This window comes from Synechocystis sp. IPPAS B-1465, assembly GCF_003015225.1.
Taxonomy (GTDB): domain Bacteria; phylum Cyanobacteriota; class Cyanobacteriia; order Cyanobacteriales; family Microcystaceae; genus Synechocystis.
This window is the reverse complement of sequence record NZ_CP028094.1, coordinates 2,578,972-2,603,437: the sequence shown is the minus strand read 5'-3', so window position 1 is coordinate 2,603,437 and position 24,466 is coordinate 2,578,972. Positions and strand designations below refer to the sequence as shown.

General features: G+C 49.0%; 24 protein-coding genes and 1 tRNA gene. 12 read left to right on the top strand and 13 right to left on the bottom strand.

Features of this window, described 5'->3' with window-relative positions; translation table 11 throughout:
* Positions 1 to 60 precede the first annotated feature (60 nt).
* Both C7I86_RS12250 and fmt read right to left on the bottom strand, forming a co-directional pair.
* Complete coding sequence (locus tag C7I86_RS12250) at positions 61 to 864, bottom strand: ABC transporter ATP-binding protein (protein WP_010873529.1); 804 nt, start codon at positions 862 to 864, stop codon at positions 61 to 63.
* Positions 865 to 899: 35 nt separating this feature from the next.
* A complete protein-coding gene (gene fmt, locus C7I86_RS12245; protein WP_010873528.1) occupies positions 900 to 1,892 on the bottom strand; it encodes a methionyl-tRNA formyltransferase in 993 nt (330 codons plus the stop codon).
* Positions 1,893 to 2,105: 213 nt separating this feature from the next.
* On the opposite strand from fmt, the gene C7I86_RS12240 reads away from it, so the two are divergent.
* Complete coding sequence (locus C7I86_RS12240; RefSeq protein ID WP_010873527.1) at positions 2,106 to 2,585, top strand: nucleoside deaminase; 480 nt, start codon at positions 2,106 to 2,108, stop codon at positions 2,583 to 2,585.
* A gap of 37 nt (positions 2,586 to 2,622) precedes the next feature.
* Here the strand turns inward: C7I86_RS12240 and C7I86_RS12235 are convergent, their stop codons facing one another.
* Positions 2,623 to 3,282: a hypothetical protein gene (locus C7I86_RS12235; RefSeq protein WP_010873526.1), complete on the bottom strand. Its 660-nt coding sequence runs from the start codon at positions 3,280 to 3,282 to the stop codon at positions 2,623 to 2,625.
* 117 nt (positions 3,283 to 3,399) lie between these two features.
* Between C7I86_RS12235 and accC the strand changes: the two genes are divergently transcribed.
* A complete protein-coding gene (accC, locus tag C7I86_RS12230; RefSeq protein WP_010873525.1) occupies positions 3,400 to 4,746 on the top strand; it encodes an acetyl-CoA carboxylase biotin carboxylase subunit in 1,347 nt (448 codons plus the stop codon).
* A 2-nt stretch (positions 4,747 to 4,748) separates the two neighbouring features.
* Here the strand turns inward: accC and C7I86_RS12225 are convergent, their stop codons facing one another.
* Positions 4,749 to 5,810 carry an Mrp/NBP35 family ATP-binding protein gene (locus C7I86_RS12225; RefSeq protein WP_010873524.1) on the bottom strand — a complete coding sequence of 354 codons (1,062 nt, stop codon included), beginning with the start codon at positions 5,808 to 5,810 and terminating at the stop codon, positions 4,749 to 4,751.
* 220 nt (positions 5,811 to 6,030) lie between these two features.
* Here C7I86_RS12225 and C7I86_RS12220 point away from each other — a divergent pair, with 220 nt between their 5' ends.
* Both C7I86_RS12220 and C7I86_RS12215 read left to right on the top strand, forming a co-directional pair.
* Positions 6,031 to 7,317 (top strand): pitrilysin family protein, encoded by a 1,287-nt coding sequence (locus C7I86_RS12220; protein ID WP_010873523.1) that lies wholly within the window; start codon positions 6,031 to 6,033, stop codon positions 7,315 to 7,317.
* Between the two features lie 15 nt (positions 7,318 to 7,332).
* Positions 7,333 to 7,485 carry a DUF2256 domain-containing protein gene (locus C7I86_RS12215; RefSeq protein WP_071822661.1) on the top strand — a complete coding sequence of 51 codons (153 nt, stop codon included), beginning with the start codon at positions 7,333 to 7,335 and terminating at the stop codon, positions 7,483 to 7,485.
* On the opposite strand, the gene ribD is transcribed toward C7I86_RS12215, so the two are convergent.
* From ribD to C7I86_RS12195, 4 genes are all read right to left on the bottom strand, one after another.
* A complete protein-coding gene (gene ribD, locus C7I86_RS12210; protein WP_010873522.1) occupies positions 7,436 to 8,542 on the bottom strand; it encodes a bifunctional diaminohydroxyphosphoribosylaminopyrimidine deaminase/5-amino-6-(5-phosphoribosylamino)uracil reductase RibD in 1,107 nt (368 codons plus the stop codon). The two genes, C7I86_RS12215 and ribD, sit on opposite strands and share 50 nt — an antisense overlap.
* A gap of 87 nt (positions 8,543 to 8,629) precedes the next feature.
* Complete coding sequence (locus C7I86_RS12205) at positions 8,630 to 9,268, bottom strand: class I SAM-dependent methyltransferase (protein ID WP_010873521.1); 639 nt, start codon at positions 9,266 to 9,268, stop codon at positions 8,630 to 8,632.
* Between the two features lie 221 nt (positions 9,269 to 9,489).
* A complete protein-coding gene (locus C7I86_RS12200) occupies positions 9,490 to 10,644 on the bottom strand; it encodes an RNA methyltransferase (protein WP_010873520.1) in 1,155 nt (384 codons plus the stop codon).
* An 83-nt stretch (positions 10,645 to 10,727) separates the two neighbouring features.
* A complete protein-coding gene (locus C7I86_RS12195; RefSeq protein ID WP_010873519.1) occupies positions 10,728 to 12,746 on the bottom strand; it encodes a GspE/PulE family protein in 2,019 nt (672 codons plus the stop codon).
* A gap of 217 nt (positions 12,747 to 12,963) precedes the next feature.
* Here C7I86_RS12195 and grpE point away from each other — a divergent pair, with 217 nt between their 5' ends.
* The 3 genes from grpE to C7I86_RS12180 all read left to right on the top strand — a co-directional run bounded on the left by grpE (position 12,964) and on the right by C7I86_RS12180 (position 17,108).
* Complete coding sequence (grpE, locus tag C7I86_RS12190) at positions 12,964 to 13,713, top strand: nucleotide exchange factor GrpE (RefSeq protein WP_010873518.1); 750 nt, start codon at positions 12,964 to 12,966, stop codon at positions 13,711 to 13,713.
* Positions 13,714 to 13,946: 233 nt separating this feature from the next.
* Complete coding sequence (dnaK, locus tag C7I86_RS12185) at positions 13,947 to 16,025, top strand: molecular chaperone DnaK (RefSeq protein ID WP_010873517.1); 2,079 nt, start codon at positions 13,947 to 13,949, stop codon at positions 16,023 to 16,025.
* Positions 16,026 to 16,073: 48 nt separating this feature from the next.
* Positions 16,074 to 17,108: an AI-2E family transporter gene (locus C7I86_RS12180; RefSeq protein ID WP_010873516.1), complete on the top strand. Its 1,035-nt coding sequence runs from the start codon at positions 16,074 to 16,076 to the stop codon at positions 17,106 to 17,108.
* Between the two features lie 30 nt (positions 17,109 to 17,138).
* Here the strand turns inward: C7I86_RS12180 and C7I86_RS12175 are convergent, their stop codons facing one another.
* From C7I86_RS12175 to C7I86_RS12165, 3 genes are all read right to left on the bottom strand, one after another.
* On the bottom strand, positions 17,139 to 17,804 hold the full coding sequence (locus C7I86_RS12175) for a hypothetical protein (RefSeq protein WP_010873515.1): 666 nt from the start codon (positions 17,802 to 17,804) through the stop codon (positions 17,139 to 17,141).
* 273 nt (positions 17,805 to 18,077) lie between these two features.
* On the bottom strand, positions 18,078 to 19,187 hold the full coding sequence (locus C7I86_RS12170; RefSeq protein ID WP_010873514.1) for a patatin-like phospholipase family protein: 1,110 nt from the start codon (positions 19,185 to 19,187) through the stop codon (positions 18,078 to 18,080).
* Between the two features lie 74 nt (positions 19,188 to 19,261).
* A complete protein-coding gene (locus C7I86_RS12165; protein WP_010873513.1) occupies positions 19,262 to 19,567 on the bottom strand; it encodes a hypothetical protein in 306 nt (101 codons plus the stop codon).
* 26 nt (positions 19,568 to 19,593) lie between these two features.
* Here C7I86_RS12165 and C7I86_RS12160 point away from each other — a divergent pair.
* Positions 19,594 to 19,666: transfer RNA gene (locus C7I86_RS12160), tRNA-Ala, on the top strand.
* A 61-nt stretch (positions 19,667 to 19,727) separates the two neighbouring features.
* Here the strand turns inward: C7I86_RS12160 and C7I86_RS12155 are convergent.
* Complete coding sequence (locus C7I86_RS12155) at positions 19,728 to 20,051, bottom strand: phasin family protein (protein ID WP_020862140.1); 324 nt, start codon at positions 20,049 to 20,051, stop codon at positions 19,728 to 19,730.
* A 179-nt stretch (positions 20,052 to 20,230) separates the two neighbouring features.
* Between C7I86_RS12155 and C7I86_RS12150 the strand changes: the two genes are divergently transcribed.
* From C7I86_RS12150 to C7I86_RS12135, 4 genes are all read left to right on the top strand, one after another.
* Positions 20,231 to 20,653 carry a hypothetical protein gene (locus C7I86_RS12150; protein ID WP_020862141.1) on the top strand — a complete coding sequence of 141 codons (423 nt, stop codon included), beginning with the start codon at positions 20,231 to 20,233 and terminating at the stop codon, positions 20,651 to 20,653.
* 46 nt (positions 20,654 to 20,699) lie between these two features.
* Positions 20,700 to 21,887, top strand: coding sequence for an AI-2E family transporter (locus C7I86_RS12145; protein WP_010873510.1), 1,188 nt, complete (start codon positions 20,700 to 20,702; stop codon positions 21,885 to 21,887).
* 152 nt (positions 21,888 to 22,039) lie between these two features.
* Positions 22,040 to 22,306, top strand: a complete 267-nt coding sequence (gene pipX, locus C7I86_RS12140; RefSeq protein ID WP_010873509.1) for a transcriptional coactivator PipX — start codon at positions 22,040 to 22,042, stop codon at positions 22,304 to 22,306.
* A gap of 155 nt (positions 22,307 to 22,461) precedes the next feature.
* Positions 22,462 to 23,289 (top strand): amino acid ABC transporter substrate-binding protein, encoded by an 828-nt coding sequence (locus C7I86_RS12135; protein ID WP_010873508.1) that lies wholly within the window; start codon positions 22,462 to 22,464, stop codon positions 23,287 to 23,289.
* Between the two features lie 146 nt (positions 23,290 to 23,435).
* Here the strand turns inward: C7I86_RS12135 and chlG are convergent, their stop codons facing one another.
* The gene (gene chlG / locus C7I86_RS12130) at positions 23,436 to 24,410 is read right to left on the bottom strand and encodes a chlorophyll synthase ChlG (protein ID WP_010873507.1); all 975 of its coding nucleotides are present in this window, start codon (positions 24,408 to 24,410) and stop codon (positions 23,436 to 23,438) included.
* Positions 24,411 to 24,466: the final 56 nt, after the last annotated feature.

The window sequence follows — 24,466 nt, the reverse complement described above, 5'->3', positions numbered from 1 at the left end:
GACATTGTGCTAGGCACCACCGATTTGAAGTTAGAAAAAAGTAGTTTAGACTTAAATTTTCTAGGAATCGCCCAAATAGGCTTCCAGAACCCTAGGGTCAGATTGAATTTGCTCGGGAGTGCCATCGGCTAAGTTTCTCCCTTCCGCCAATACCCAAACGTGATGACAGAGGGTCATGATCACGTCCATATTGTGTTCAATCACTAAAAAAGTGATGCCCTGGCGGTTCCAGTTGACAATATGTTCACAAATTTGCCCAATCAGGGTGGGGTTAACTCCAGCGGCGGGTTCATCTAGCAGAATTAGTTTCGGATTGCTCATCAAGGCCCGGGCCATTTCCAATAACTTCCGTTGCCCCCCCGATAACGCTCCGGCATAATCCTGGGCTTTAGCCCCTAGGCCCACCGACTCCAACATGGCCATGGCTTTTTCCCGATTGGCCCTTTCTTCCTTCTGGACCCGTCGAAAATTAATTAGTCGGGGCAAAAACTTTTCCCCAGTCTGATGTTGATCCGCCAGCAACATATTTTCCAACACCGTCAGGCGGGAGAGCACTTTGGCCACCTGAAAAGTCCGCACAGAACCCCGTAGGGCAATTTGGTGGGGGGCTAGCTGGCCAATGGAATCACCATTGAAAAGCACTTCCCCTTGGTCAGGACGAATGAAGTTGGAGAGTAGATTAAATAGGGTGGTTTTGCCAGCACCGTTGGGGCCAATTAACCCGGTGATGCTACCTTCTTTGACTACAATATCGGCGTGGTCCACTGCCCGCAGACCGCCAAAGCTTTTGGATAGTCCCTGGGCGAGGAGTAGGGAACTTTCTGGACTACCGAGGTTTTCTGCCGGCGTGATGCGATCGCTCATGGAAACTGTGTCAATTACCGCTCAATTACTTTGATTTAGGCGAAGCTAATGGTGCTCCGGTTCCCGTTGATGAAATCCCAACCGCTTTGGGGCTTTTTGCCTGGGGGTTGAACTTGTTCCAATAATAGGTGGCCGTTGCCGGTTTCCAAAACAGGTCCCCAATTTTTGATGGTGCCGATTATATTGCCTGGTTCCCCCGCTTCTAATGAGTAATTTAGGTAGGCGGTGGCTAAATCTTGATACTTTTCCGGCAAGAGGGGAAAAAATTCAGCTCCAAGGGGAACAGTGCTAATTATTTTCAAAATCTGCTCTCCCCAAGCTGTGTGGCACGCCGGTGCAAAACCCCGCACTTGGTTATGGATTTCCAGGGCACTCCGGTGCCAATTAATGACAAAATCCCCTTTTTTCAGCAGTGGGGCATAGGTGGCTTCCGTTTCAGTTTGGGGAATGGGTTGCAGTTGGCCTGCATCTAAATCCTTTAGGGTTTGCACTAACAATTCCGCCCCCGACCTAGCCAATCGATCGCCGATCGCCGTTAGGTTATCCATTAAGCCAATGGGGGTAGTAGTTTTCAGCAGCATGGCCCCGGTGTCCATGCCTTCGTCCATCAGCATAGTGGTGACTCCGGTTTCCGTTTCTCCGTTGGCGATCGCCCATTGCAGGGGAGCAGCCCCACGATATTTGGGTAAGAGGGATCCATGGACATTGACACATCCCAGCCGGGGCATGACCAAAATTTCTGGGGAAAGTAGCTGCCCATAGGCCACCACCACAAAGAAATCCGCTTGGCAATTTTTTAACTTAGCTAAGGTTTCTTGGCATCGTTTGACCCGTTCCGGTTGCCACACAGGAATACCGGCTTGTACTGCGACTTCTTTAACTGGGGAAGGGATTAACTTACTCCCCCTACCCCGACGGCGATCGGGCTGGCTCACCACCGCCAACACATCAATATCCGGGTGCCCCAAAAGAGCTTCCAGGGTAGGAACAGCAAAATCTGGTGTACCAAAGAAAACAGTTTTCATCACAAAATATCTAGAAAGTCTGCCCAGTTCATTACACCTTTAACTACCATGGTCTTAATTACCCTTAACAATGTAAAGAATTGTGAGAAACGGCATCTCTGCATTAATCCTTCTAGTGAATTAAAAGTACAATTCGGGCCGATAGTTAAGCAAATTACAACCAAGTACAGTCGTAGTTCATCGGACTAAATCTACCCTTTTTGAGGATATACCCCAATGGTTACCGAACAAGACCGTGAGTACATGCGCCAGGCGATCGCCATTATGAGGGATGCGGGGGTGGTCAACAAGACCGGCGGTCCCTTTGGCGTCGTGATTGTCAAAGACGGAGAAGTGATTGGGGCGGCCGGGAACAGTGTGATCCAAGATAATGATCCCTCTGCCCATGCGGAAGTCAATGCCATCCGGGAAGCTTGTAAAACCGTGGGTAGCTGGAACCTGGAAGGGGCGGTGATGTACAGCAGTTGTGAATGTTGCCCCATGTGCTACGCCACCAGCTATTGGGCCAGGATTGACAAAATTTACTACGCCGCTGGTTGGAGCGATTTTGAAGATCTCTTTGACGACAGTAACATCAGTAAAGACTTGGAAAAACCTTACCCCGAAAGACTGCTGGCACCGGAGCAAATTTTACAGGAAGAAGCCCAAGTAGTTTGGCAGGAATTTCGTCAGTTACCGGACGGTGCCCGCTATTAAATTGGTACAAATCTTACCAAAAATGTAGCGTTATTTTTTAGGCCAATTGTTGGAAAATTACCCGGAAAAATTGCAGTAGTAAAAGCAGGGCAAGAATAATGGTTACTAAAGCCAGTGCTTGCTCTTTTTTTGTGCCTTGACCTTCTAGCCAGCGTTGATAAATGCCACTGACCCAAGGTACCGCAAACCAACCCGTGATAGAGACGCTACAAAAATTACCAAATAGCATCCAGGTGGGAAAGTCGATAAAATCCGGTTTACGGAATAATAGGTTAAAGCCCATCACAGTGGGATAAAGCACCAACAACACCAAAAGATTGATTTTCCACACAGGGGAAGGTTTGCTCAACTTGCGTTTTAGCCAACGACTGTAACCTTCCGTATTAACTTTACCTTCAAACTGATAACCAGCATTTTCTTCTAGGTAAATTAGTTGCCTTCTTTCCGGGCTATCTATCCAGCCCATAAAGTTTTCCAGTGTATCAAAACGGATTACAGTCTCCGCTACAAAAATATCCCCTTCAGATCTTAATTCCGTGGATTCACTGCTAATATAACCAGGATATTTTGTTACTAATATTTTTAACTGTTCTTGGCATTCCAGAAAAATTTCGTGGTGGTCCGGGGTGACCCGATGGGCAAAATGATACTCAAAATACTCATCGGCGGCCTGGTCTGGAGTTGGTGGGGAAGTCATGGGCAATGGGAATGGGGACGCGGGGTCAGTATATCGGCGATCGCCTAGTCAACAAAACCCGATATTCTACTAAAAGACTAAACACATCGTTTTCCAACGCTAGAGCTGGGTGGGCCAATGCAATTCGCCAAAATTTTAATTGCCAATCGGGGAGAGATCGCCCTACGCATCATTCACAGTTGCGAAGAATTGGGCATTCCCACCGTGGCAGTCCACTCCACCATCGATCGCCATGCCCTCCACGTGCAACTAGCCAACGAGAGTGTGTGCATTGGGCCACCCCCCAGCAATAAAAGCTATCTCAACATTCCCAATATCATTGCCGCCGCCCTCACCCGCAACGCCACTGCCATTCACCCTGGTTACGGATTTTTAGCGGAAAATGCCCGCTTTGCTGAAATTTGTGCCGACCATCAAATTACTTTCATCGGCCCCAGCCCTGAAGCCATCACCGCCATGGGGGATAAATCCACCGCCAAGAAAACCATGCAAAAGTCCGGTGTGCCCTGTGTGCCTGGCAGTCCGGGCTTGATTGAGTCGGAAGCAACGGCCCTAAAAATTGCAGCGGAAATTGGTTACCCGGTAATTATTAAAGCCACAGCTGGGGGCGGCGGTAGGGGGATGCGCCTCGTCCAGGAAGAAAAGGATTTTCTCAAACTGTTCCATGCGGCCCAGGGGGAAGCAGGGGCGGCCTTTGGCAATCCAGGGGTTTACCTGGAAAAATTCATTGAAAAACCCCGCCATATTGAGTTCCAAATTTTGGCCGATAGCCACGGTAACGTAGTGCACCTGGGGGAAAGGGATTGTTCCATCCAACGGCGACATCAAAAGTTACTCGAAGAAGCCCCTAGTCCCTTTTTGACTCCCCACTTGCGGAAAAAAATGGGGGAGGCGGCGGTGAAAGCGGCCAAATCCATTAACTACGTCGGAGCCGGCACAGTGGAATTTTTGGTGGATGGTAACGGTAATTTCTACTTTATGGAAATGAACACCCGCATTCAGGTGGAGCATCCGGTTACAGAAATGATTACCGGCTATGACTTGATTTCGGAACAAATCCGCATTGCCATGGGAGAAAAACTCCGCTTCCGCCAGTCCGACGTGGAAATTCGTGGCCATGCCATTGAATGCCGCATTAATGCTGAAGATCCCAAACAAAATTTTCGCCCCCACCCCGGCAAAATCAGTGCTTATCTCCCCCCCGGTGGCCCCGGAGTCCGCATTGATTCCCACGTTTACACCGACTATGAAATCCCTCCCTACTACGATTCCCTGATCGGCAAATTAATTGTTTGGGCTGGCGATCGCCCTTCGGCCATCAAGAGAATGCAGAGAGCCTTGCGGGAATGCGCCATCACTGGAGTACCCACCACATTGGAATTTCACCAGCGCATACTACAAACCCCAGCTTTTCTGGCCGGGGATGTGTACACCAATTTCATCGAAGAGCATTTAACACCCTAGTGCTAAACCAGGGCTGCCATGGAAACCTTGCCGGCAATTTGTTTGGCGATCGCCGTGAGGGCTTTGGCCGAGGCTGATTCGGGCTGGGAAACCACAATGGGAACGCCTTTGTCTCCCCCCTCCCGTAGGCCAATTTCCAACGGGACACAGCCCAATAGGGGTACATTCAATTCCTTGGAAGCTTTTTCGCCGCCGCCGGAACCGAAGAGATCATATTGGCGATCCGGCAGATCCGGAGGAATAAAGTAGCTCATATTTTCCACAATGCCCAACACGTTTACCCCCATTTGTTGGAACATTTTCAAACCCCGGCGGGCATCCAACAAAGAGACAGTTTGGGGGGTGGTGACAATGACTGCACCGGCCATGGGCACCGATTGAGTTAGGGTAAGCTGGGCATCGCCGGTACCGGGGGGCATATCCACGATCAGGTAATCCAAGGCTCCCCAATTAACTTGGTAGAGGAACTGACGGATAATGCCGTTCAACATGGGGCCCCGCCAAATTACTGGTTGGTCTGGATCAATTAAAAAGCCCATGGAAACCATTTTGATGCCATGGTTAAACACTGGCTCCAGCACTTCCCCCTGGGGGCTATTTTGCACCTGTACCGCCGCACCGCTTAGACCTAACATGGTGGGGGCATTGGGACCATAAATGTCTGCATCCAATAGTCCCACCGCCGCTCCAGTTTGGGCCAGGGCCACGGCCACATTCACCGCCACAGTGCTTTTCCCCACTCCCCCTTTGCCGCTGGAGATGGCAATGATATTTTTCACTTGTCCCACCGATTGGCGATCGGGCAAGGATTTTTGCTGGGGGGTTTCCGCCGTCACCTTTACTTCCACCTTTTCCACCCCCGGCAAAGTTTTCACCGCCTTTTCGCAATCCTCCACAATGAATTCCCGCAAAGGACAGGCCGGTGTGGTCAACACCAGGGTGAAACTAACAGTGCCCCCGGCGATCGCCACATCCCGGATCATGTTCAGTTCCACTAAGCTTTTTTGTAGTTCGGGGTCTTGAACGGGACGGAGTACAGTTAAAACGGCATCGGTGGTTAGCATAGTGGCAAATGATGACAAAAATTGGGAGAATTCTCTTGGGGATTACAGTCCACCCCTTGATCTTAAAGGTTTTTGGGCAGGTTCCAGCGGTTTACCCCCCAGGAATAGTTAAGCTTTACCATTGGGCAGGGTCTCAGCAAAGAGAAGAAAATTCCCCCCAAACCTAAGCATTGTGTCAGAGTGGAAAGAGACATAGAGCAAACCCTATCCGTTTTCCTCCATGACCCCCAGCCTATTGCCTCCCCGCCTCAATCTGCCCCATGTTGAAGTGTTGCCTAATGGTTTGACCATTATTGCGGAGCAGATGCCGGTGGAAGCCATATCTTTTCAGCTCTGGTTGAGGGTGGGTTCTCGCTGGGAGGGAGATGAAATTAACGGTACTGCTCACTTTTTAGAACATATGGTGTTTAAAGGTACTCCCCGCCTGGCCATGGGGGAATTTGAGCGGGCCATTGAATCAAGGGGGGCGGGCACCAATGCGGCCACCAGCCAGGATTACACCCAGTTTTACTTCACCTCTGCGCCCCAGGATTTTGAGCATTTGGCCCCTTTACAGCTGGATGTGGTGCTCAATCCCACCATTGCCGATGGACCCTTTGAACGGGAACGGTTAGTGGTGCTAGAGGAAATTCGGCGATCGCAGGATGATCCCCAGCGACGCATTTTTCAGCAGGTGGTGCAGTTGGCTTTTCCCGGCACTCCCTATGCTCGCCCTGTTTTGGGACGGCGGGAAATTATCGAAAATCTCCAAGCTCAACAAATGCGGGATTTCCACGCCCATTGGTACCAGCCCCCAGCCATGACAGTGACGGTGGTGGGCAATCAGTCCGTTGGTAATTTGGTGGAAACTGTAGCCCGCAGTTTTGCCGATTGTTACCGGGTCAAATCCCCTTCCCAAACCCTAATGCCCCCGCTGGTTAATATTCCGCCGCCTTTCACTAAGGTAGAAACGACCACGGTGGTGGATGACAGTTTGCAACAGGCCCGTCTAATTTTGCTCTGGCGATCGCCAGGGTTAGACCAGTTTGAGAAAACTTTGCCCCTGGGGGTCTTAGCGGTGATTTTGGGTCGGGGAAGAGTGTCGCGTTTGTTTAGGGAATTGCGGGAAGAAAAGGGTTTAGTGACGGCGATCGGTGCCAGTAATTCCACCCAGGCTACCCAGGGTATGTTCTACATTTCGGCCCAGTTACCAGCGGAAAATATTCCCATGGTAGAGCAATACATCCTAGACCATATTGAGCGACTACAAAATGAACCCATTCCAGAAAAGGATTTAGAACGCATCCGCACCCAAGTGGCCAATCGTTTTATTTTCGGTAATGAACGCCCCGGCGATCGGGCTAATTTATATGGTTATTACTACGCCCAAATTGGCGATTTAGAACCGGCCTTGACCTACCCCGTGCAAATTCAAGCTTTAACGGCCGCAGATCTACAAAAATCAGCCCAAACTTACCTGTCCCCCACTGCCTACGGCAAGGTTATTGCTTTACCAGCAGAGGATTGATCGAGGTTAATAACCATGGCCCACCGAGGTAACAAAGCCCATCTGCCCAGCAAAATTTGTCCCGTTTGCCAGCGTCCCTTCACCTGGCGGAAAAAATGGGCCAATTGTTGGGACGAAGTTAAATATTGCTCTGACCGTTGTCGTCGTTCCCGCATAGGTAGCCCGTAAATAACCAATCGGGCCCGATTGCCTGGCAATGGAGATCAGTTAAATTCAACGCTTGGGTCATTTGTTGAAAACCCAGTTCCCCCACCGGAGTCGGGGCTGCAACCCCACCAATAATTTTCGGGGCCAGAAAAGCATGGACTTTTTGCACTGTCCCCATGGCGATCGCCTCAGCAGCGAGAATACCGCCACATTCCCACAACACCTGCAAACAGTTCCGTTGATATAACTCTTCCATCACCGCCAAGGGAGTTAATTGCTCCAACACTAGGGTTTCTACCTCTAATTTTTCTAGATGGCTAAGCGTATTTCGATCACAGGTTTTTTCCGTAATAACCAAAGTTTTAGCTACATCTTGATCCCACAATTGAGCCTCTATGGGTAAATCTAAACTACGACTCAACACCACGCGCAAAGGATTCACCTCGCCCACCCCATGATTCGTTAACAAAGGATTATCCCGCCGCACCGTATTCCCCCCAATAATCACCGCCTGACATTGACTGCGTAATTGATGAACCCAATGACGAGCCGAGCTACTAGTCACCCAACTGCTATGGGCCTGGGCAGTGGCAATTTTGCCGTCCAAAGTCATGGCGTATTTGAAAATGCCAAAGGGTCGTTGATGCTTGATGCGAAAGCAAAAAGCCTCATTCAGTCGCTGACAAGCTTCCTCTTCCACCCCCACCTTCACCTCAATGCCGGCCTGTCTCAATCGACTAATACCTTTACCCGCCACCAAAGGATTGGGGTCCACCATGCCCACCACCACCTTGGCGATCCCCGCTTGAATAATTGCTTCTGTACAAGGGGGAGTACGACCTTGATGGTTACAGGGCTCCAAATTGACGTATAGAGTCGCTCCCTTGGCCCGATCGCCAGCTTCCCAGAGGGCAAAAATTTCCCCATGGGGCTGCCCCGCTTGGGGATGGAAACCTTGGCCGACAATCTCGTCTCCCTGGACAATGACCGACCCCACCAGGGGATTGGGGGCTGTTTTGCCGATCGCCGTTTTTGCCAGGGTTAGGCAACGACGCATATGGGTTTGGTCTGAGATCATGGCAGGGTAGGGAAATGGAATCTAGTCAAATCTACTGGATTTTTAGCAACGGATTACCCAGCAATTCCCGACTGTGAGTAATGAATATTAACCAGAATTTTGCCCTGACCCCTTCTGGAAAATTACCGATAAATTGTTAGCAGGCATGGGAATTATTGCTTGATTGTGTAAATTTCTCTTTCCCGCTTCCCCAATCACATCTTCCAACTGCCTCAAACCCCAAGCTGGGTTACGACTTTGCAACGATTGATCAAACGCTTCATTGCTAGGAGCCGTTGGTACTCCCTTTTGGCGGTAAGGGCCGTAGAGATAGAGGATGCCCCCCTCCGGCAAAATGCGTTCTGCCCCAGTTAGTAACCCTAAGCAGGATTCCCAGGGGGAAATATGAATCAAGTTGATGGCCACAATACTAGTAACGGGTTCCCGTAATATTTCTCGCTCCACTGGCCAAACCTGGTCATTAACGTCCAAATCCAAAGGTGACTGAAAATTGGCCAATGCTTGATGGTCTCGCCAGGCCATGATACTTTCCCGGCAAAGGGGGTCTGGGTCAGACGTAATCCACCAACGGGGGGAAAATAGGGGCGCAAAAAAGCAAGCATGTTCCCCGGTGCCACTGGCAATTTCTAAAATACTGCCTTGGGAGGGGAGATACTCCTGCAAAACAGCGGCGATCGTCTCTCGGTTGCGTTGGGTAGCGGGAGCATACTGACGGCGATCGGTCATGGTGAAAACAGCAAAAACTTTATGGTAAGCAGTAGTTGGAGAGAAAGAAGAGAAATCAACTACTAACCCATTATGGTGGCATTTTTCGGGATCTCCTGACCCACCCAAGGACGAAATAGGGTCAGAGTAGGGGAGCAAACTGGAGACAACACCAACAATTGCAAATTGGTTAATTGTTACCGTTAAAAATTTTCAATAATCAATAATTCAATGTGGCAACTTCAGTAAAGTTCATACTTCAACAGAGTGCAGGGTAGACCGCCATTGTTAACGGGAAAACGGGCAGAGGTTCTTAAGCCAATGCGTTTGGTCAAAGCCTTGTTTCCACTGAAAACGAAGGCTGTCCAACCCCTAAATCTTTGCTTGAGCACATCCCCTATTTGTTGATAAAAATCCCCCAATGCTTCCTCTTGGCCAATGCGCTTACCGTAGGGAGGATTACAAATTAGCACTCCTTCGGCGGCCGGTGGTTCAATGTCGGCAAAATTCAATTTTTGCCAATGGATTTTTCCTCCCAACTGACATTGTTGGGCATTGCTCTTAGCCGCCTGAATTACCTCCCGATCGCCGTCACTGCCCCACAGGGGAGCTTGGAGGGTATCCCTTTCCCCGGCCTTGGCTGTTTGCAGGAGGGAATGCCAGAGGTCTTGGTCGAAATCGGGCCATTGCTGAAAACAAAAACCAGGCTGAAATTTGCCGGGAGCAATGTTTAAACTTTGTAGCCCCGCTTCCAAGAGAAAAGTACCAGAGCCACAGAGGGGATCATAAAGGGGGAGTTCCGGAGTCCATCCGGCCATAGTTAACAAAGCAGAAGCTAAGGTCTCCTTCAGGGGGGCATTCCCCAGGGCAGGCCGATAACCCCGACGGTGCAGACTAAAACCCGTACTATCCAAACTTAGTTGACAATGGTTTTGGTGAATGTGGGCATTGATAACTATATCTGGCTGCTCGAGGTCAACACTAGAACGACGTTGATAGCGATCACGCTGTTGATCAACAATGGCATTTTTCACCTGAAGAGCGGTGAAATGGCTATGGTTAAGCTGGGGATTTTTGCCAGTGCAGTTAATTTGTAAAGTTTGCTCGGGGCTGAAATATTCGTCCCAATCTATTTTTTTGATGCTGCGGTATAGGTCCTGGGCGTTAAAGGCTTTGACCGTGGCCATGGGCATCAGCACCCGATAAATTAACCGAGACCAGAGGTTAATGCGGTACAGTAGGGCCCGATCGCCAATGAAGGCAACCCCAGCAAATTCTGGCTTTACCTGTTCTGCCCCCAATTCAGTTAACTCCTGGGCGGCGATCGCCTCCAGTCCCCGGGCCACAGTGGCAAAATAGGGCCGAGTTGTTGCGGAAAAGGCGCTAGTGTCTGGCATTGGTCAATGGTAAAGAATGGAAGACAGTGCACCTATCAATGGTCCATGGACAGAGCTAATTCCCCCCTCACCCCCATCGCTATTTAGCTAAACCGGGAAGTCATGCAATAGGGACAATCAAGCCATTCCTGTTGCAGTTCCGCCGCACACGTACGACAGGTTAAAGCACTCTTGCGCTTAGCCCGCATTTCTGACTCCAGTCCGGTATCGGTGAAAGTGACCCGTTCCACCTCCTCTAGGGTGGTGTAGCCTTCCTGCACTAAATTAAGACTATAGGCCAATAGGGTGATCATGCCCTCTTCCACCGCACAATCCTTAATGCGGTCAGTGGTGGCCCCCTGGTTAATCAATTCAGCAATACGCTCAGAATTACGCATCACCTCATAGACCCCCACCCGACCCTTATAGCCACTGCCACTACATTTTTGACATAAATTACCTTTTTGACGGGCAAGATGGATTTCGTCGGGACTGAGGGAATTGGCTTTATAAAAAGTAACCACTTCATCCCCGGAAGCGGACAGCCCAAAGCGGGACAATTCTTCCTTGCTAGGGTGGTAAGCAATGCGACATTCCGTACAAACTTTCCGCATCAGCCGTTGGGCCAACACCCCCAACAATGACCCAGAAACCATAAACGGCTCCACTCCCATTTCATCCAATCTGGCGATCGCCCCGGCCGCATCATTGGTGTGGAGAGTAGTGAGAACTAAGTGTCCAGTCAGAGCCGCCTCAATGGCCGTTTTGGCCGTCTCCTTATCCCTGGTTTCCCCCACCAGAATCACATCGGGATCCTGACGCATAAATGCCCGCAGAATATTGGAAAAATCCATGCCCTTTTCCCGAATCACCTGCACTTGGGTAATGCCCGGTAGAGCATACTCAATCGGGTCCTCCGCTGTGTTGATATTCACCTCGGGGCTATTGCGTTCCGCCAACACCGAGTAGAGGGTGGTGGATTTTCCCGATCCGGTGGGCCCCGTCACCAACATTAAGCCATAGGGCCGGGCGGCCAATTCCCTTACCGTTTGTAGGGTTTCGGGGTTAGTGATTAGAAAATCTAAGCCCAACTGAGTGGCGGAGTTGTCCAAAATCCGCAAACAAACCTTTTCCCCATAGCGGCTGGGTAGGGTATTAACCCGAAAATCCACCTTCCTGCCCTGGTAAATACGGCGAATTTTGCCATCCTGGGGCGATCGCCTCTCCGCAATGTCCATGTCCGCCATAATTTTAAAACGGGCCACCACGGCGGGGGTAATTTTGCGGGGCAGGGGATCGAAAGCCTGATTTAAAACCCCATCCTTGCGGAAACGAATTCTCAGGGTTTCTTCCTGCGGCTCCACGTGAATGTCGGAAGTTCCTTCCTGGAGAGCCTTAGCCAAAATTTTGTTGACCAGGTTAATCACCGGTGCTTGGTTAGCATCGTTGGAGTCTAGAGCATTATCTACATCTTCTTTGTCCTCCCCCAGATTCATGTCGATGGAGCCGACAATATCCGTCAAATCATTAAGTTTATCAAGGGCCCTTTCCTGGTCCCTTTTTTCCTGGGCCGCCTCCCACTCTTCCCGGATGGCATAGTACTGTTCCAACAGTTGGTTAAAATCATCTTGGGTGACCACCAAGCGGCGCAATTCAAAACCTTTAACCCGCAAAATTCGGTTTAGCTCGTCCTGGGCAGCCAAGTTATCGGGGTCCACCATGGCCACTAGCACACTGGGGGGGTCGCCTTCCTGCTGGGCTAAGGGCAAAAACTTGAATCGCCGACAAGTATCCAAAGGAAAAAATCGCCCAATCAACTCGGCCATTTGCTGGGTGGCGATCGGGGCAACCTCCGGATCGACGCTGTCCACCCCGTAAAGTACTTTGAGCTCAAATAACTGATTTTTTTTGTACTGCCGCAGTAGTTCTGGGGACAATTCTCGGCCAGTGACTGCCTTAAGTTCCTCGGGCAAAGACCGCCCAGTTTTTTTCACCTGGACTAGGGCCTGTCGCAATTGTTCAGCATCTACATGGCCCCCCGCCACCAATTTATTGCCGAAGGGGGAAAAATAATTTCGTAGGGCAACGGCACGGCTTTTCTTGGAAGAGGAGGAAGATGTCATAGCAAGACCTACCCAGATTCGTATGATGTAAACTATTCCCTAGCCAATGGTGACCATCGGTGATTATTCACAATGATAATCCTCCGGTCTAGTTAACTGGCCGCACTAACTTACCTGAATTGAAATAACATCGTCATAACTCCCGATCGGATTCGGAGTTTTTTTCAGGTCGGGTTACGCTTAGATAAAGTGTACAACTAGGTTTCACCTTATAAAGATGAACGAAGATCAAGTTTCCCTCGAAAATCAAACCAATCCTGTCTCCCCAGAGGCCAGTGATGTTCCTGCCGTAACTCCGGAGGAAAGTCCCCAGCCCACTGATGCTGTTTTAGGAGAGCCGTCCGGGGAACAGTCGGAAGATCCGAGGATTGGCGCTGCCACAGAAACGGAAGGGGGGCCGCTGGAACAAGAAAAAAGCAGTGAAGAGATAATTGCCATTCTGCAAAAAGACCTGGCCAGCCATCGCCAGGAATTGGCTGAACAGTCGGAGCAACTAGACTCCATCAAAAAGCGTTACGTGGCCCTGGCAGCTGAATTTGATAATTTTCGCAAGCGCACCCAGCGGGAGAAAGAGGAGCAAGCAAAACTCATCAAAGGAAGGACCATAACAGAACTTTTGCCGGTGGTGGACAATTTTGAGCGGGCCCGCACCCAGATCAAGCCCAACTCCGACGGGGAAAATCAGATCCACAAAAGTTATCAGGGGGTGTACAAAAACCTGGTGGACAGCCTTAAAGGTTTGGGGGTAGCTCCCATGCGCCCTGAGGGAAAACCTTTTGATCCTAAATACCATGAGGCGATGCTCCGGGAACCCACCGCTGAATATCCCGAGGATACGGTGATTGAGGAGTTGGTGCGGGGTTATCTTTTAGATGACATTGTGCTGCGTCATTCCATGGTCAAGGTGGCGGTGGCTCCGGAAGAAGGAGCTGAAGTGGTGAATGGAGAGGCGGGAGCTAACCCCTAGTACTCAGTCATTTTGGGGGACATTCCACTGTCCCTCGTTCTATTTTCGGCGTTTTCAGTCTTGCAAAAACTCCGATCACTCCAGGGTCGAAGAATGGGAAAAAAGGAATGGGAATATAAAATGGGCTCTAAGGATGGCCAAGTGGGGCTTAATGGTCTAAATTTGCATCAAAAGACTTAAATTTTCCTAGAAAATACCTAGAAGTCACCAATTGTTTTTCGGGGTCAGCAGTTATGGGCAAAGTCATTGGCATTGATTTGGGAACCACCAACAGTTGTGCTTCTGTGTTGGAGGGGGGCAAACCTATTGTGATTACCAACACGGAGGGAGGCCGTACCACCCCCAGCATTGTGGGTTTCACCAAAGGTTCCCAGCGGTTAGTGGGGCAATTGGCCAAGCGTCAATCGGTGACCAATGCGGAAAATACGGTGTACAGCATCAAACGCTTTATTGGGCGACGCTGGGATGACACGGTGGAGGAACGTTCCCGGGTGCCCTATAACTGCGTTAAGGGGCGGGACGATACCGTCAGTGTGTCTATTCGCGGACAATCCTATACTCCCCAAGAAATTTCCGCCATGATTTTGCAAAAACTGAAGGCGGACTCTGAGGCTTTTTTGGGGGAGCCGGTTACCCAGGCAGTGATTACCGTGCCGGCCTATTTCACCGATGCCCAGCGCCAAGCGACGAAGGATGCAGGGACGATCGCCGGTTTGGAAGTATTGCGGATTATCAATGAGCCAACGGCGGCGGCTTTGGCCTATGGGCTAGATAAACAGGAAACGGAAGAGTTAATTTTGGTGTTTGACTTGGGGGGGGGCACATTTGATGTTTCCCTGCTACAGCTTGGTAACGGAGTATTTGAAGTGCTATCCACCTCTGGTAATAACCATCTGGGGGGGGATGATTTTGATAATTGCGTTGTCCAGTGGATGGCAGAATCCTTTAAGCAAAAGGAAAATATTGACTTAAGCACCGATAAAATGGCGATTCAACGACTACGGGAGGCGGCGGAGAAGGCCAAAATCGAACTCTCCAGCATGCTGAATACGACCATTAACTTGCCTTTTATCACCGCAGATGAGTCGGGACCCAAACACTTGGAAATGGAACTTGCCCGGAGCCAGTTTGAGGAGTTAACTAAGCAATTACTAGAAGATACTAGGGTTCCCCTCACCCAGGCATTGGACGATGGTGAGATCAGGGCCAGTGATGTCCACCGAGTTATTCTGGTGGGAGGCTCTACCCGTATTCCGGCCATTCAACGGGTTATTCAAGAATTTTTTCCCGACAGTCAGTTAGAGCGTTCCGTTAACCCAGATGAGGCAGTAGCTTTAGGAGCCGCTATTCAAGCTGGGGTCATTGGTGGCGAGGTGGAGGATGTGTTGCTGTTGGATGTAACGCCTTTATCCCTGGGTTTGGAGACCCTAGGGGAGGTAACAACAAAAATCATTGAACGCAATACCACCATTCCCACTAGTCGCTCAGAAGTGTTTTCCACAGCGGTCGACGGACAAACATCGGTGGAAATCCATGTTATCCAGGGGGAAAGGGCCATGGCCAGGGATAACAAAAGCCTGGGTAAGTTCTTACTGGCGGGGATTCCTCCCGCTCCCCGGGGGATGCCCCAAATTGAGGTCAGCTTTGAAATTGATGTTAATGGTATTCTCAAGGTTTCTGCCCAGGACCAAGGCACAGGCAAGGAACAGAGTATTGTGATTAGCCATACCGGTGGCTTGAGCGGCGGAGAAATTGAAAAGATGCGCCAGGAGGCGCAACAGTATGCCGCCCAGGATCAATTGCGTCTGCGGATGATGGAACTACAAAACCAAGCGGATAGCCTTTTCCACACCTACGAGACTACACTCCAGGAAAGCGGTGAACTAGTGCGGGAAGAACTCAAGTCTTCTGGCAAGCAGAAGAAGGACCAATTGGCGATCGCCTTACGGACCCCCAATACGCCGGTGGAGAAATTGCAGACCTTGGTGGAGGAATTCCGGCAAATTATTTTACTGATTGGTACGGAAGTCTATCAACAGGGCAAAGGGGCTGCTAGTAATGAATTTGCCAATTTTGTTCAGGGCACTAGCAGTGGGACAAGTCAAATGATTGAATCCCTGGAAACCAATTTGAATCCTATCCAAGCGTCCTCGGGCATCACCATGACACCGGGCACTATGATCAATGGCACCGTCAATCCCGGTGGGATGGATTATGTGGAAACTGCTCCAGTGTACGGTCTAGATGACGGGGAGGAATTTGACTTTGACGCTGATGAAACTGTTTACAGTGACTATGAAGCGATCGATTAGTCCAGGATAATTGCCGTCGCTGGGATTGTTTAACTATTTTATTTTTTGATGAATTGGCCCAATATGCCCCCTGGCGATCGCCGTTGGTTGTGGATTGGTCTGACGTTGCCCCTGTGTCTGCTCAACGGTTGGGTACTACTGCAGATATTGGATTATTTCCAGTCCCCCCTGAGAATTTTTATTATTGCGAACCTGGTCGCTTTTATTCTCGGTTATCCGGTGCGTTGGCTCCAGCGCTATCCCCGTCTAAAGTTGCCCTACGCAGTGGCATTGGTATTACTCACCACGGCGATTATTTTGGCGGTGATTGGTCTGTTGGTAATTCCCAAATTAGTAGATCAAATTCGTACTGTTTTACAACTTTTGCCCCATCTCAATGCCCTGGGCGATCGCCACTTAGAAAGCCTAGATAATTTAAGCAATCAGTGGGAAATTCCCACCAATTTCCGTGCTTGGGGCCGGGAATTATCCAATGAGTTTCCTAACCAAATTCGCTCCATTACCAACCAATTAATAAATTTATTGATTTGGACTGCAGGTAGCTTAGTAGAAGCCGGCTTTATCTTTATTATGACTGTCTATTTATTGCTGCGGGGACAGACATTTTGGGATGGCATATTCCGTTGGTTACCCATTGATTGGCGTCATAAGGTACGACAAAGATTACGCCATAGTTTTCAGAATTACTACATTGGCCAAGCCACCGTGGCGGCGTTGCTAGGGGTTAGTTTAATCATTTCTCTAAGCATTTTTCAAGTGCCCCTGGCCCTACTATTTGGTATGTTTGTTGGCTTTATGGCTTTCTTTCCCTTTGGGGGAGGCACCAGCATTGTTTTAATCAGTATTATTGCCAGTTTTCAGAGCATTTGGTTGGGCATTAAAGTCTTGGCGATCGCCACTGTAGTGGATCAGGTGGTGGAAAATGGCCTAGCCCCAAAATTACTGGGTCGTGTCACCGGGGTGCACCCCGTTTGGATTTTACTTTCCTTGATGATTGGTGCCAAGGTGGCCGGATTGTTAGGTATTTTAGTGGCTATCCCCATTGCTAGTTTCATACGGGATATGCTCAATGATTTTATCTAGTGCCGTAGAGAAGAATAGGGGGAATTAAGGTCAAGGATTAACTTCTAACTGCATCATGCCATCTTGTACTTGTACGCCCTGTAAATTTAACTCATCTAGATTTACTTGCAGTAATTGGTTTAACTTCTCCGGGGGAATATTTAACCGTTGGGCCATATCTCCGATGCGAAAGCTCAACTCACCAATTTTAATGCGGGAATTTTCCGTCATAATCAATTGCCCTGCTGCCAGTTGGGGCGTACCTTCTAAGGCAACATAAAAAGGCTGATTTTGACTCGGTAACAGTGGTAAAACCCGATCAACAATGCGTTTTTGGCCCGGGGACAGTTGGGCATTGTCCAACATTTGGGGGTCCAATACTGTGCCCACTTCCAAGGTTTCCCCCCTAATTTGAGTTTGCAGTCTGGGTATAGATTCCATCTTCAACTGACGATCCACTTCCCCTTGCAAGACCTGCCCTAATTCTTTTTCTGTCAAAGTAACCCTCACTGGTTCCTGGCGATCGCCATCATTCTTTTGGGCAATTTCTTGACGAATCTTCTCCTGAAGAAAATCGGCTGGGGGAGCAATGGAGGGCGTGGATGTTTCTGCCTCAAACCAAGCCGGAATTTGGGTGGCCCGCCGCCAAAAATAGTAACCCAGTCCCGCTCCGGCGATCGCTAACAGCATGACGAGAATGAAAATTTTTTTTAGCATTGTCAACGGTTAAAAATTAGTTTGCCTTGGACTTAACTTATCATCATAAAAATATTAATATCCAGTCATAAATATCATCCTTAGGGAACTTCGATAGAAAATAAAGGAATATTTCTTAGTAATACCAAAGTTTATTTAGATTGATTAGAGGATTGTAACGATTGGGGATATGGGCTAGTTTGGGTGAGTACATGGGCAGGAATTAAAGTGATAAGAAATACAATGATTAGCCCTGATGACCTTAAAATAAAAGCTCATATTTTTTGCTCATAATCAATGAATACCCATTTGTTGGAGTCTCGTTTGGATAAATTTCTTTCCCTGTTTTTCTCCGTCGGCAATCAGCCGATTAATGTTTTCTGGGCAACGATCTAATTTATTTTCATAATTTAAACTTTTAGCCAATTCCGGTGACATTTCAATGGCTGGTATATGATAAGTTTGGTCGGGATCTTCAGGAAAAGACTTAGGTATTTTTAACGGCTCTTTGATGCCAACTTCCTGTAAAAACTCCTCTTTAAAAGCTCCTTTTATAAATAAATAATTGAGAAATTCGATTTGATCCAGGCTTTGAAATAAAGAAACATTCCCTTCCAACTCATTGCGGCGATCGGCAATGTCATCGGCATCGGTGGGAATTTTATCGGTCTGGGTCGGATTAATTTTAATTACCCAAATTTCCTGGGGAATGTTCTCAATACCGACAAAATCTTGCCTGTATAAAGAACGAATGGGAGGATTATCAGAAAATAAGCCATCCCAGTAAGCTTTTTTTTCACCCTCTTCTTCAATAACAACGGTGGGAAAAATATTTGGCACACAGGCCGAAGCAAGCAGATGCTCTATTCTTATGGCTTCCTGGCGAGAATTAAACTTATCTAGTTTTCCCGTCAGAATATTGCAAGCTCCAATTAAAAGTACCGGGGGCTCTAATTGCTTGCCCCAAGTTGCTAACTCTGAAAAATCGACATGAACCTGTAACAATTCTTCTAAATTGATAAAGCGACTCCGTAACCCTTGGGTAGCCGAAGCTAACCAGGTCTGGGCTAGGGGAGAATAGGGAGTCACACTATACTGGGGAACGATGCCTTTGCTGGTCAACTCCAGAGACCTAATGACAAAATCATTAAAAAATCTTTCCTGATAGGTTTGGGCACTGTTATCCAGCCAAAAATCAAGCAATCTTTTCCAGACCGGATTTTCTCCTTTTTTCAGGGCATACCAAATTAGTAGGGCACAAATAGCGCCTCCAGAAGTACCACTCAAACTCACAATGTCGAAGTGGTCTTGCATCTTGTTCTCGAACAGAGCCTTCATTACACCGGCGGTGAAAGCAGTTTGGCTGCCCCCACCCTGACAGGCGATCGCCACTTTGGGTTTCATTGGTTTTGCTGCGATTAATTTGCTGAAAGTTTCTTCAACTGTGCCAGGAAATTTTTGTAAAACTTAATTTTTCCCTAATCATTAACCAAGTTCGCCCACCAGCGACCCTGACTAGCCAACTGCCAAATTTGTAACACCCCTTTGATCAAAGACCAACGTTTTAGCAAGAGATTGTACTGCTGACGTAAATGTCGATTTTTTTGGGCCAAATTGGTCAACAGGGCAGGGGCCGGAGCAAACAGGTTATGGCAACAGCTTTCCCAATGGTCTAAACGCTTGGTGAGTTGCTGTAACTGTCGATAGACAAAGTAAAGCCTAACGGCTAAGAAGACATTGCCCAGGGCTAGGACAAAATTAAAACAGATAACGAACAGCAACATCGAATGCTAGAATGGAGGGTCAGTTCGGGGAATTAGCTCAGTTGGTAGAGCGCTGCGATCGCACCGCAGAGGTCAGGGATTCGAGTTCCCTATTCTCCATAAACTCTATCGTGCAATTGTTTTGTCACTGTTCACCAGGGCCAATGGGCCCCACCCAGGGTTAACGCCAACGCTGATTTTCCAGGTCACGGATTTGTCGTTCTAGGCGATCTATACGTCCCCGCAACTCGTCCATTTCCGACTGACGGGGTAGGCCCAAATCCTGGAGCATATTGCGCAGTTGTCTTTCCAGATTTGCTTCAATTTGTCCCTGCTCGTTTTTGATTTGGTTCATCAAATCATCCACAAAAGCGGTGGCCTGGTCGGCGTTAATTTTGCCTTCCTTCACCCATTGATCACTCACATCGCTGAGTTTTTCCGCCACGAGGGTGGTGGTGCCAACACCGATCATCAAGAGTTGTTTAAGCCAGTCGTTTGTATCCATGGAAGGTTGCGGGATTGAACAAAGTTGAAAATTTGCCGAAAGTTGAGGCGAAGAATGGCGACTCCATTGCTCCTTGCCCTTCTCGTCAACCATAGCAAAAACCATCGTGAACGTTTTAAATTTTCAGTTCTGGGTGCCCCCAGTCCACTGCCATGCCCTCCTTGGGCTGTTGCTATATAATGGGCGGCACGGTCCTATGGGCGATCGCCGCCGAACTTTTTTTTGAGAGTATGAATTTGATTACCTGGTTAGCTGATTTTTCCCGAGGCCACTGCGTTGGCATTTGCGCCGCCCTGGTACCGTCAATTTTACTCTGGACCACCATTTGCGCCGTTTTAATTGCCCTAGGGCAACCCCGCTGGTCAGTTAACACTGCCTACGTTGCCACCCTCACCGTCTGTGGAGTAATGGTGCTCCACGTTGCTTCTTGGTTCAGTATTGGGGTCATTACCCCAGTCACCTTTATTTTGTTGGGGCTTTCCCTCTCCTGTGGGAGCTTAGCTACCCTGTTTTGGCGATACTCTTCCCAATGGCAAAAATTTTGTCACTCCGGATTGAGGGAAACAATCAAAGCTAAATGGCCCCAGACCTTAAAGATTTGACACTCCCACGACCCCTGGATCGAGGCTCTCTGCGAGACCGCCAACTATGACAGAACCAGCCAACAATCATCCCAGTCCCCCGCCGCAAAATTGGTTGTTCAAATGGTGGAATTCCCTCAATGCCATCACCCGCCTATTAGTGTTAGTACTGGGGGCCCCGTTAATGGTGCTCAATGCCAGGGCCCTGTCCTCGATTTTTGGTTATTTTGAATCCCTTTTTGTTATTAGCCTCATTGCCTCCGTCATCGCCTTTTTACTCAACTACCCGGTGGCCTGGCTAGAAAAACAAGGGGCTAAACGTTTTGTGGCGGCTAGTTTTGTTTTCCTCACCGCCCTGATTATTTTCACCGCCCTGGGGGTAACCCTCATTCCCCTCGCCCTATCCCAAGCCCAACAACTGGTGGCCCGCCTACCGGATTGGCTCGATTCGGGGCAGAAACAATTGGTATTGTTGGATCAAAAGGCAGAGATTCTTGGTTGGCCGGTCAATTTTGATGGTCTTATTCCCCAAATTAACAGCCGCCTAGCGGCCGAATTACAAAACTTGGCTGGCAGCACCCTCAACCTCGCCCTAAGCTTGACCGTCTTCACCGTAGTGCGTTTGCTGGACGTACTGTTGACGATAATTTTGACCTTTTATCTCCTCCTCCACACCGACGATGTTTGGCAAAGCATCATAGGTTGGTTGCCAGAGCGTTTCCAAAAACCTTTTTCTGATACTCTACGCCGCAGTTTCCAAAACTATTTCCTCGGCCAATTGGTGTCCGCCACCTGCATGGCCCTGGGGCTGATTTCTGGCTTTTTACTGCTCAAAGTTCCCTTTGGCTTACTTTTTGGCCTCACGGTGGGAGTAATGGCCCTAATTCCTTTTGGTGGGTCGGTGGGCATTGTGCTGGTTACTTTTTTGGTAGCTCTGCGGGACATTGGCATGGCGTTGCAACTGCTGGCGGTGGCTCTAGTGATCCAGCAAATTGTTGAAAATGGCATTGCCCCCAGGGTACTGGGCAGTGTGACAGGATTAAATCCCTTTTGGGTCTTGATTTCCCTGTTAACCGGGGCCAGAATCGGCGGACTACTGGGGGTAATAGTGGCTGTGCCTTCGGCTGTGATGATTAAGGAGGCCCTGGGAGCAATCCGCAGCATGAAGCCCTTGGTGCCAGCCCCAGACCATAATCAAGACCCTTTGTACTTTAAAAACCAGGAAGAAGTGCAACCACTGCCCCCCCGGCCTTAGTGCCTATGGATCGGTCCGTATCAAAAACTACAGCAAATTTGAGGTTAATTCGTGCCAACGGCTTAAGGAGGGACAGGAAGGGGTAAGATTTCTCTAGCCAGTGACAGCCATCTCGGTTGGCAATTTGTCCTTGCCCTAACTCCCCGATCTCAATGAGTAACGAAATTTACCTTAACCATCCGACCTTCGGGCTTTTGTATCAGATTTGTTTCTTGGATGATAATCAGGAGATTTTTACTACCCTTTATGCCCAAAGGTTATTTTTTTTGGTAAAAACGACGCCGAACAATACCCAATTTGAACCCATTACCAGGGCGGATGCCAAACTATTAATTGAAAATCGCCTGAGGTTTCTACGCCGGGCCGGGGATTTTAAGGCCTATGACGTGTTGGCAAAGTTACATAAAAACACTTTTTGAGATTGATTTCTTGGTAAATGTTCCCGGGGATTATGCCGTTTTAGAACATTTTCAGTCTCCTATGGGATTTTATCTGGGCCCAAGCGAACTAATTGCGCTACCCTGAGCCTGGATAAACCCTTAGTAAATTCAAGCGAATTTAAGGATTGAAATTTATGTTGCTCAAAAGTGCTTTTACTTGGTTGGCTTTGACCTTTACCACTGGCCTGGTGGCGATCGCCCCGGTCCAGGCGGAAACTGTGTTGGAGAGGGTGGCCCGCACGGGGGAATTACGGGCTGGAACCCGCACCGATGCTGTCCCGTTTGGTTTTGAGATGGCCAATGGGGAAATGGAGGGTTATGGGGTTGATTTAATGGCCTTAATTGCCTTGAAGTTGGCAGAAGAGATGGGTAAGACCATTACGGTTGATTTAGATAGGGTTGACCTCCAGAGTCGTTTTGAGGCGATCGCCAGTGGGGAATTGGATATAGTTTGTGAAGCCACCACCATTACCCAAGATCGGTTGGAATTAGTGGATTTTTCAGCTCCATTCTTTATTTCCGGGGCCAAGTTTTTGATGAAACAAGGCAGTGTGGAGGGCTTTAACATTAATGGCACCCTGGAGGGCATTCCCATTGCCTACATTCAAAACACCACCACCTTTGATATCATCCCCAAAATTTATCCCCTAGCCCAGTGGGTGCCAGTGCAAGACCGGGAGGAAGGCATTGCTAAATTGGATGGGGGCCAGGTGAAGGCCGTTGTCAGCGATGGCATTTTGCTAGTGGGGGAACTGCTTAAACAGGGCAAAAACCCAGCTGAATACGCTCTAGGACCTTATCAACCCATTACCACGGAACTTTACGCTTGCATTCTGCCCCAGGGGGACGGAGACTGGAAACGCTTTGTGGATGAAGTAATTTCTAGCACGGAAAACCATGATTTGCTCCAGGAATGGTTCAACATTGACCAAACCAATGTGGTGCGGGTTGATCCCCTTTAGATTTTAGGACGGCGATCGCCGGGGATAATTGACCAACCATTTCTCCCATTGAATAGTAAAACCAAGCCCGGTCTACTCTTTTGCTAGCTTCCTGGGCTTGGAATTGCACGCTTTTTGAGCGTGATTTAATCTTTCAGTTAGAGAGTTCAAATCCCCGCATGGCCTAGGGCCAGACCGGTGGCTAACATACCAAAAACTAGAAATGGCTGGGCACTGGCTTGGTATTTGACATCATTTTCCAGGGGATTACGGAGAAAATACATATCCTGAAAAGTTATCTGGGGAATGAGCAATAGCAACACAATGGTGGCATAAAGCTGTTGGTGAACATAAATCAGGTATCCCGCAATACCCGCTTGGAAAACGTCGATCATGATCACGCAGATCCAAGCTGCTGTCCCGATACCAAACATCACCGGCAAGGACTTGAGCCCCAATTGGCGATCGCCTTCCACACTTTTGAAATCGTTAACCACCGCAATGCCCAAACCAGCCAAGCTATAAATTAGGGTCAAGACCATAATGGTGGGATTGAGGGTGCCAAACAGAGCATGGCCCGCCCACCACGGTAGGGCAATGTAGCTAGCCCCCAGAGCATAGTTACCCAACCAGCCATTTTGTTTTAGCTTCAACGGTGGTGCAGAGTAAATATAAGCAACAAAGGCTCCCCCCAAGGTGAGCACCATCATAATGGGAAAATCGTGCTGGGCCCACACGTCCAAGCCGTAGGCAACGCCAATACCAGCCACCAACAGAATTAAAATTTGGGTCACCACCTGGGGCACGGAAATGGCCCCGGAAGGAATAGGTCGGTAGGGTTCATTGATGGCGTCGATGTCCCGGTCGTAAAAATCATTGAGGGTTTGGGTATAACCGGTCATTAACGGGCCGGACAACAACATACAGGTGAGGGCTTTAAGGAAATCCTCCACTGACCAGATGTAGCCCCCGGAAGAAGCGGCCCCACAGACCACCCCCCAGATCAGGGGAATCCAAGTGATGGGCTTCATCAACTGAAGACGAATTTTCCAAATGGAACTTTCCCCCGGGGCGGCCCCCTTCATGCCCAGTAACTGCCGAGCCTTGGCTTGGTTTTGGCCGGTATTTTGTGTGTCAGACATAGATGATTCAAAGGTTGACTAGCGTACCCAAAAACACTGACCCAGCCTATCACCCT

Excerpts from the sequence above, each read along its gene's own strand:
- C7I86_RS12250 (WP_010873529.1), bottom strand. The coding sequence starts at position 864 with ATGAGCGATCGCATCACGCCGGCAGAAAACCTCGGTAGTCCAGAAAGT.
- C7I86_RS12240 (WP_010873527.1), top strand. The coding sequence starts at position 2,106 with ATGGTTACCGAACAAGACCGTGAGTACATGCGCCAGGCGATCGCCATT.
- C7I86_RS12235 (WP_010873526.1), bottom strand. The coding sequence starts at position 3,282 with ATGACTTCCCCACCAACTCCAGACCAGGCCGCCGATGAGTATTTTGAG.
- accC (WP_010873525.1), top strand. The coding sequence starts at position 3,400 with ATGCAATTCGCCAAAATTTTAATTGCCAATCGGGGAGAGATCGCCCTA.
- C7I86_RS12225 (WP_010873524.1), bottom strand. The coding sequence starts at position 5,810 with ATGCTAACCACCGATGCCGTTTTAACTGTACTCCGTCCCGTTCAAGAC.
- C7I86_RS12220 (WP_010873523.1), top strand. The coding sequence starts at position 6,031 with ATGACCCCCAGCCTATTGCCTCCCCGCCTCAATCTGCCCCATGTTGAA.
- C7I86_RS12215 (WP_071822661.1), top strand. The coding sequence starts at position 7,333 with ATGGCCCACCGAGGTAACAAAGCCCATCTGCCCAGCAAAATTTGTCCC.
- ribD (WP_010873522.1), bottom strand. The coding sequence starts at position 8,542 with ATGATCTCAGACCAAACCCATATGCGTCGTTGCCTAACCCTGGCAAAA.
- C7I86_RS12205 (WP_010873521.1), bottom strand. The coding sequence starts at position 9,268 with ATGACCGATCGCCGTCAGTATGCTCCCGCTACCCAACGCAACCGAGAG.
- C7I86_RS12200 (WP_010873520.1), bottom strand. The coding sequence starts at position 10,644 with ATGCCAGACACTAGCGCCTTTTCCGCAACAACTCGGCCCTATTTTGCC.
- C7I86_RS12195 (WP_010873519.1), bottom strand. The coding sequence starts at position 12,746 with ATGACATCTTCCTCCTCTTCCAAGAAAAGCCGTGCCGTTGCCCTACGA.
- grpE (WP_010873518.1), top strand. The coding sequence starts at position 12,964 with ATGAACGAAGATCAAGTTTCCCTCGAAAATCAAACCAATCCTGTCTCC.
- dnaK (WP_010873517.1), top strand. The coding sequence starts at position 13,947 with ATGGGCAAAGTCATTGGCATTGATTTGGGAACCACCAACAGTTGTGCT.
- C7I86_RS12180 (WP_010873516.1), top strand. The coding sequence starts at position 16,074 with ATGAATTGGCCCAATATGCCCCCTGGCGATCGCCGTTGGTTGTGGATT.
- C7I86_RS12175 (WP_010873515.1), bottom strand. The coding sequence starts at position 17,804 with ATGCTAAAAAAAATTTTCATTCTCGTCATGCTGTTAGCGATCGCCGGA.
- C7I86_RS12170 (WP_010873514.1), bottom strand. The coding sequence starts at position 19,187 with ATGAAACCCAAAGTGGCGATCGCCTGTCAGGGTGGGGGCAGCCAAACT.
- C7I86_RS12165 (WP_010873513.1), bottom strand. The coding sequence starts at position 19,567 with ATGTTGCTGTTCGTTATCTGTTTTAATTTTGTCCTAGCCCTGGGCAAT.
- C7I86_RS12155 (WP_020862140.1), bottom strand. The coding sequence starts at position 20,051 with ATGGATACAAACGACTGGCTTAAACAACTCTTGATGATCGGTGTTGGC.
- C7I86_RS12150 (WP_020862141.1), top strand. The coding sequence starts at position 20,231 with ATGGGCGGCACGGTCCTATGGGCGATCGCCGCCGAACTTTTTTTTGAG.
- C7I86_RS12145 (WP_010873510.1), top strand. The coding sequence starts at position 20,700 with ATGACAGAACCAGCCAACAATCATCCCAGTCCCCCGCCGCAAAATTGG.
- pipX (WP_010873509.1), top strand. The coding sequence starts at position 22,040 with ATGAGTAACGAAATTTACCTTAACCATCCGACCTTCGGGCTTTTGTAT.
- C7I86_RS12135 (WP_010873508.1), top strand. The coding sequence starts at position 22,462 with ATGTTGCTCAAAAGTGCTTTTACTTGGTTGGCTTTGACCTTTACCACT.
- chlG (WP_010873507.1), bottom strand. The coding sequence starts at position 24,410 with ATGTCTGACACACAAAATACCGGCCAAAACCAAGCCAAGGCTCGGCAG.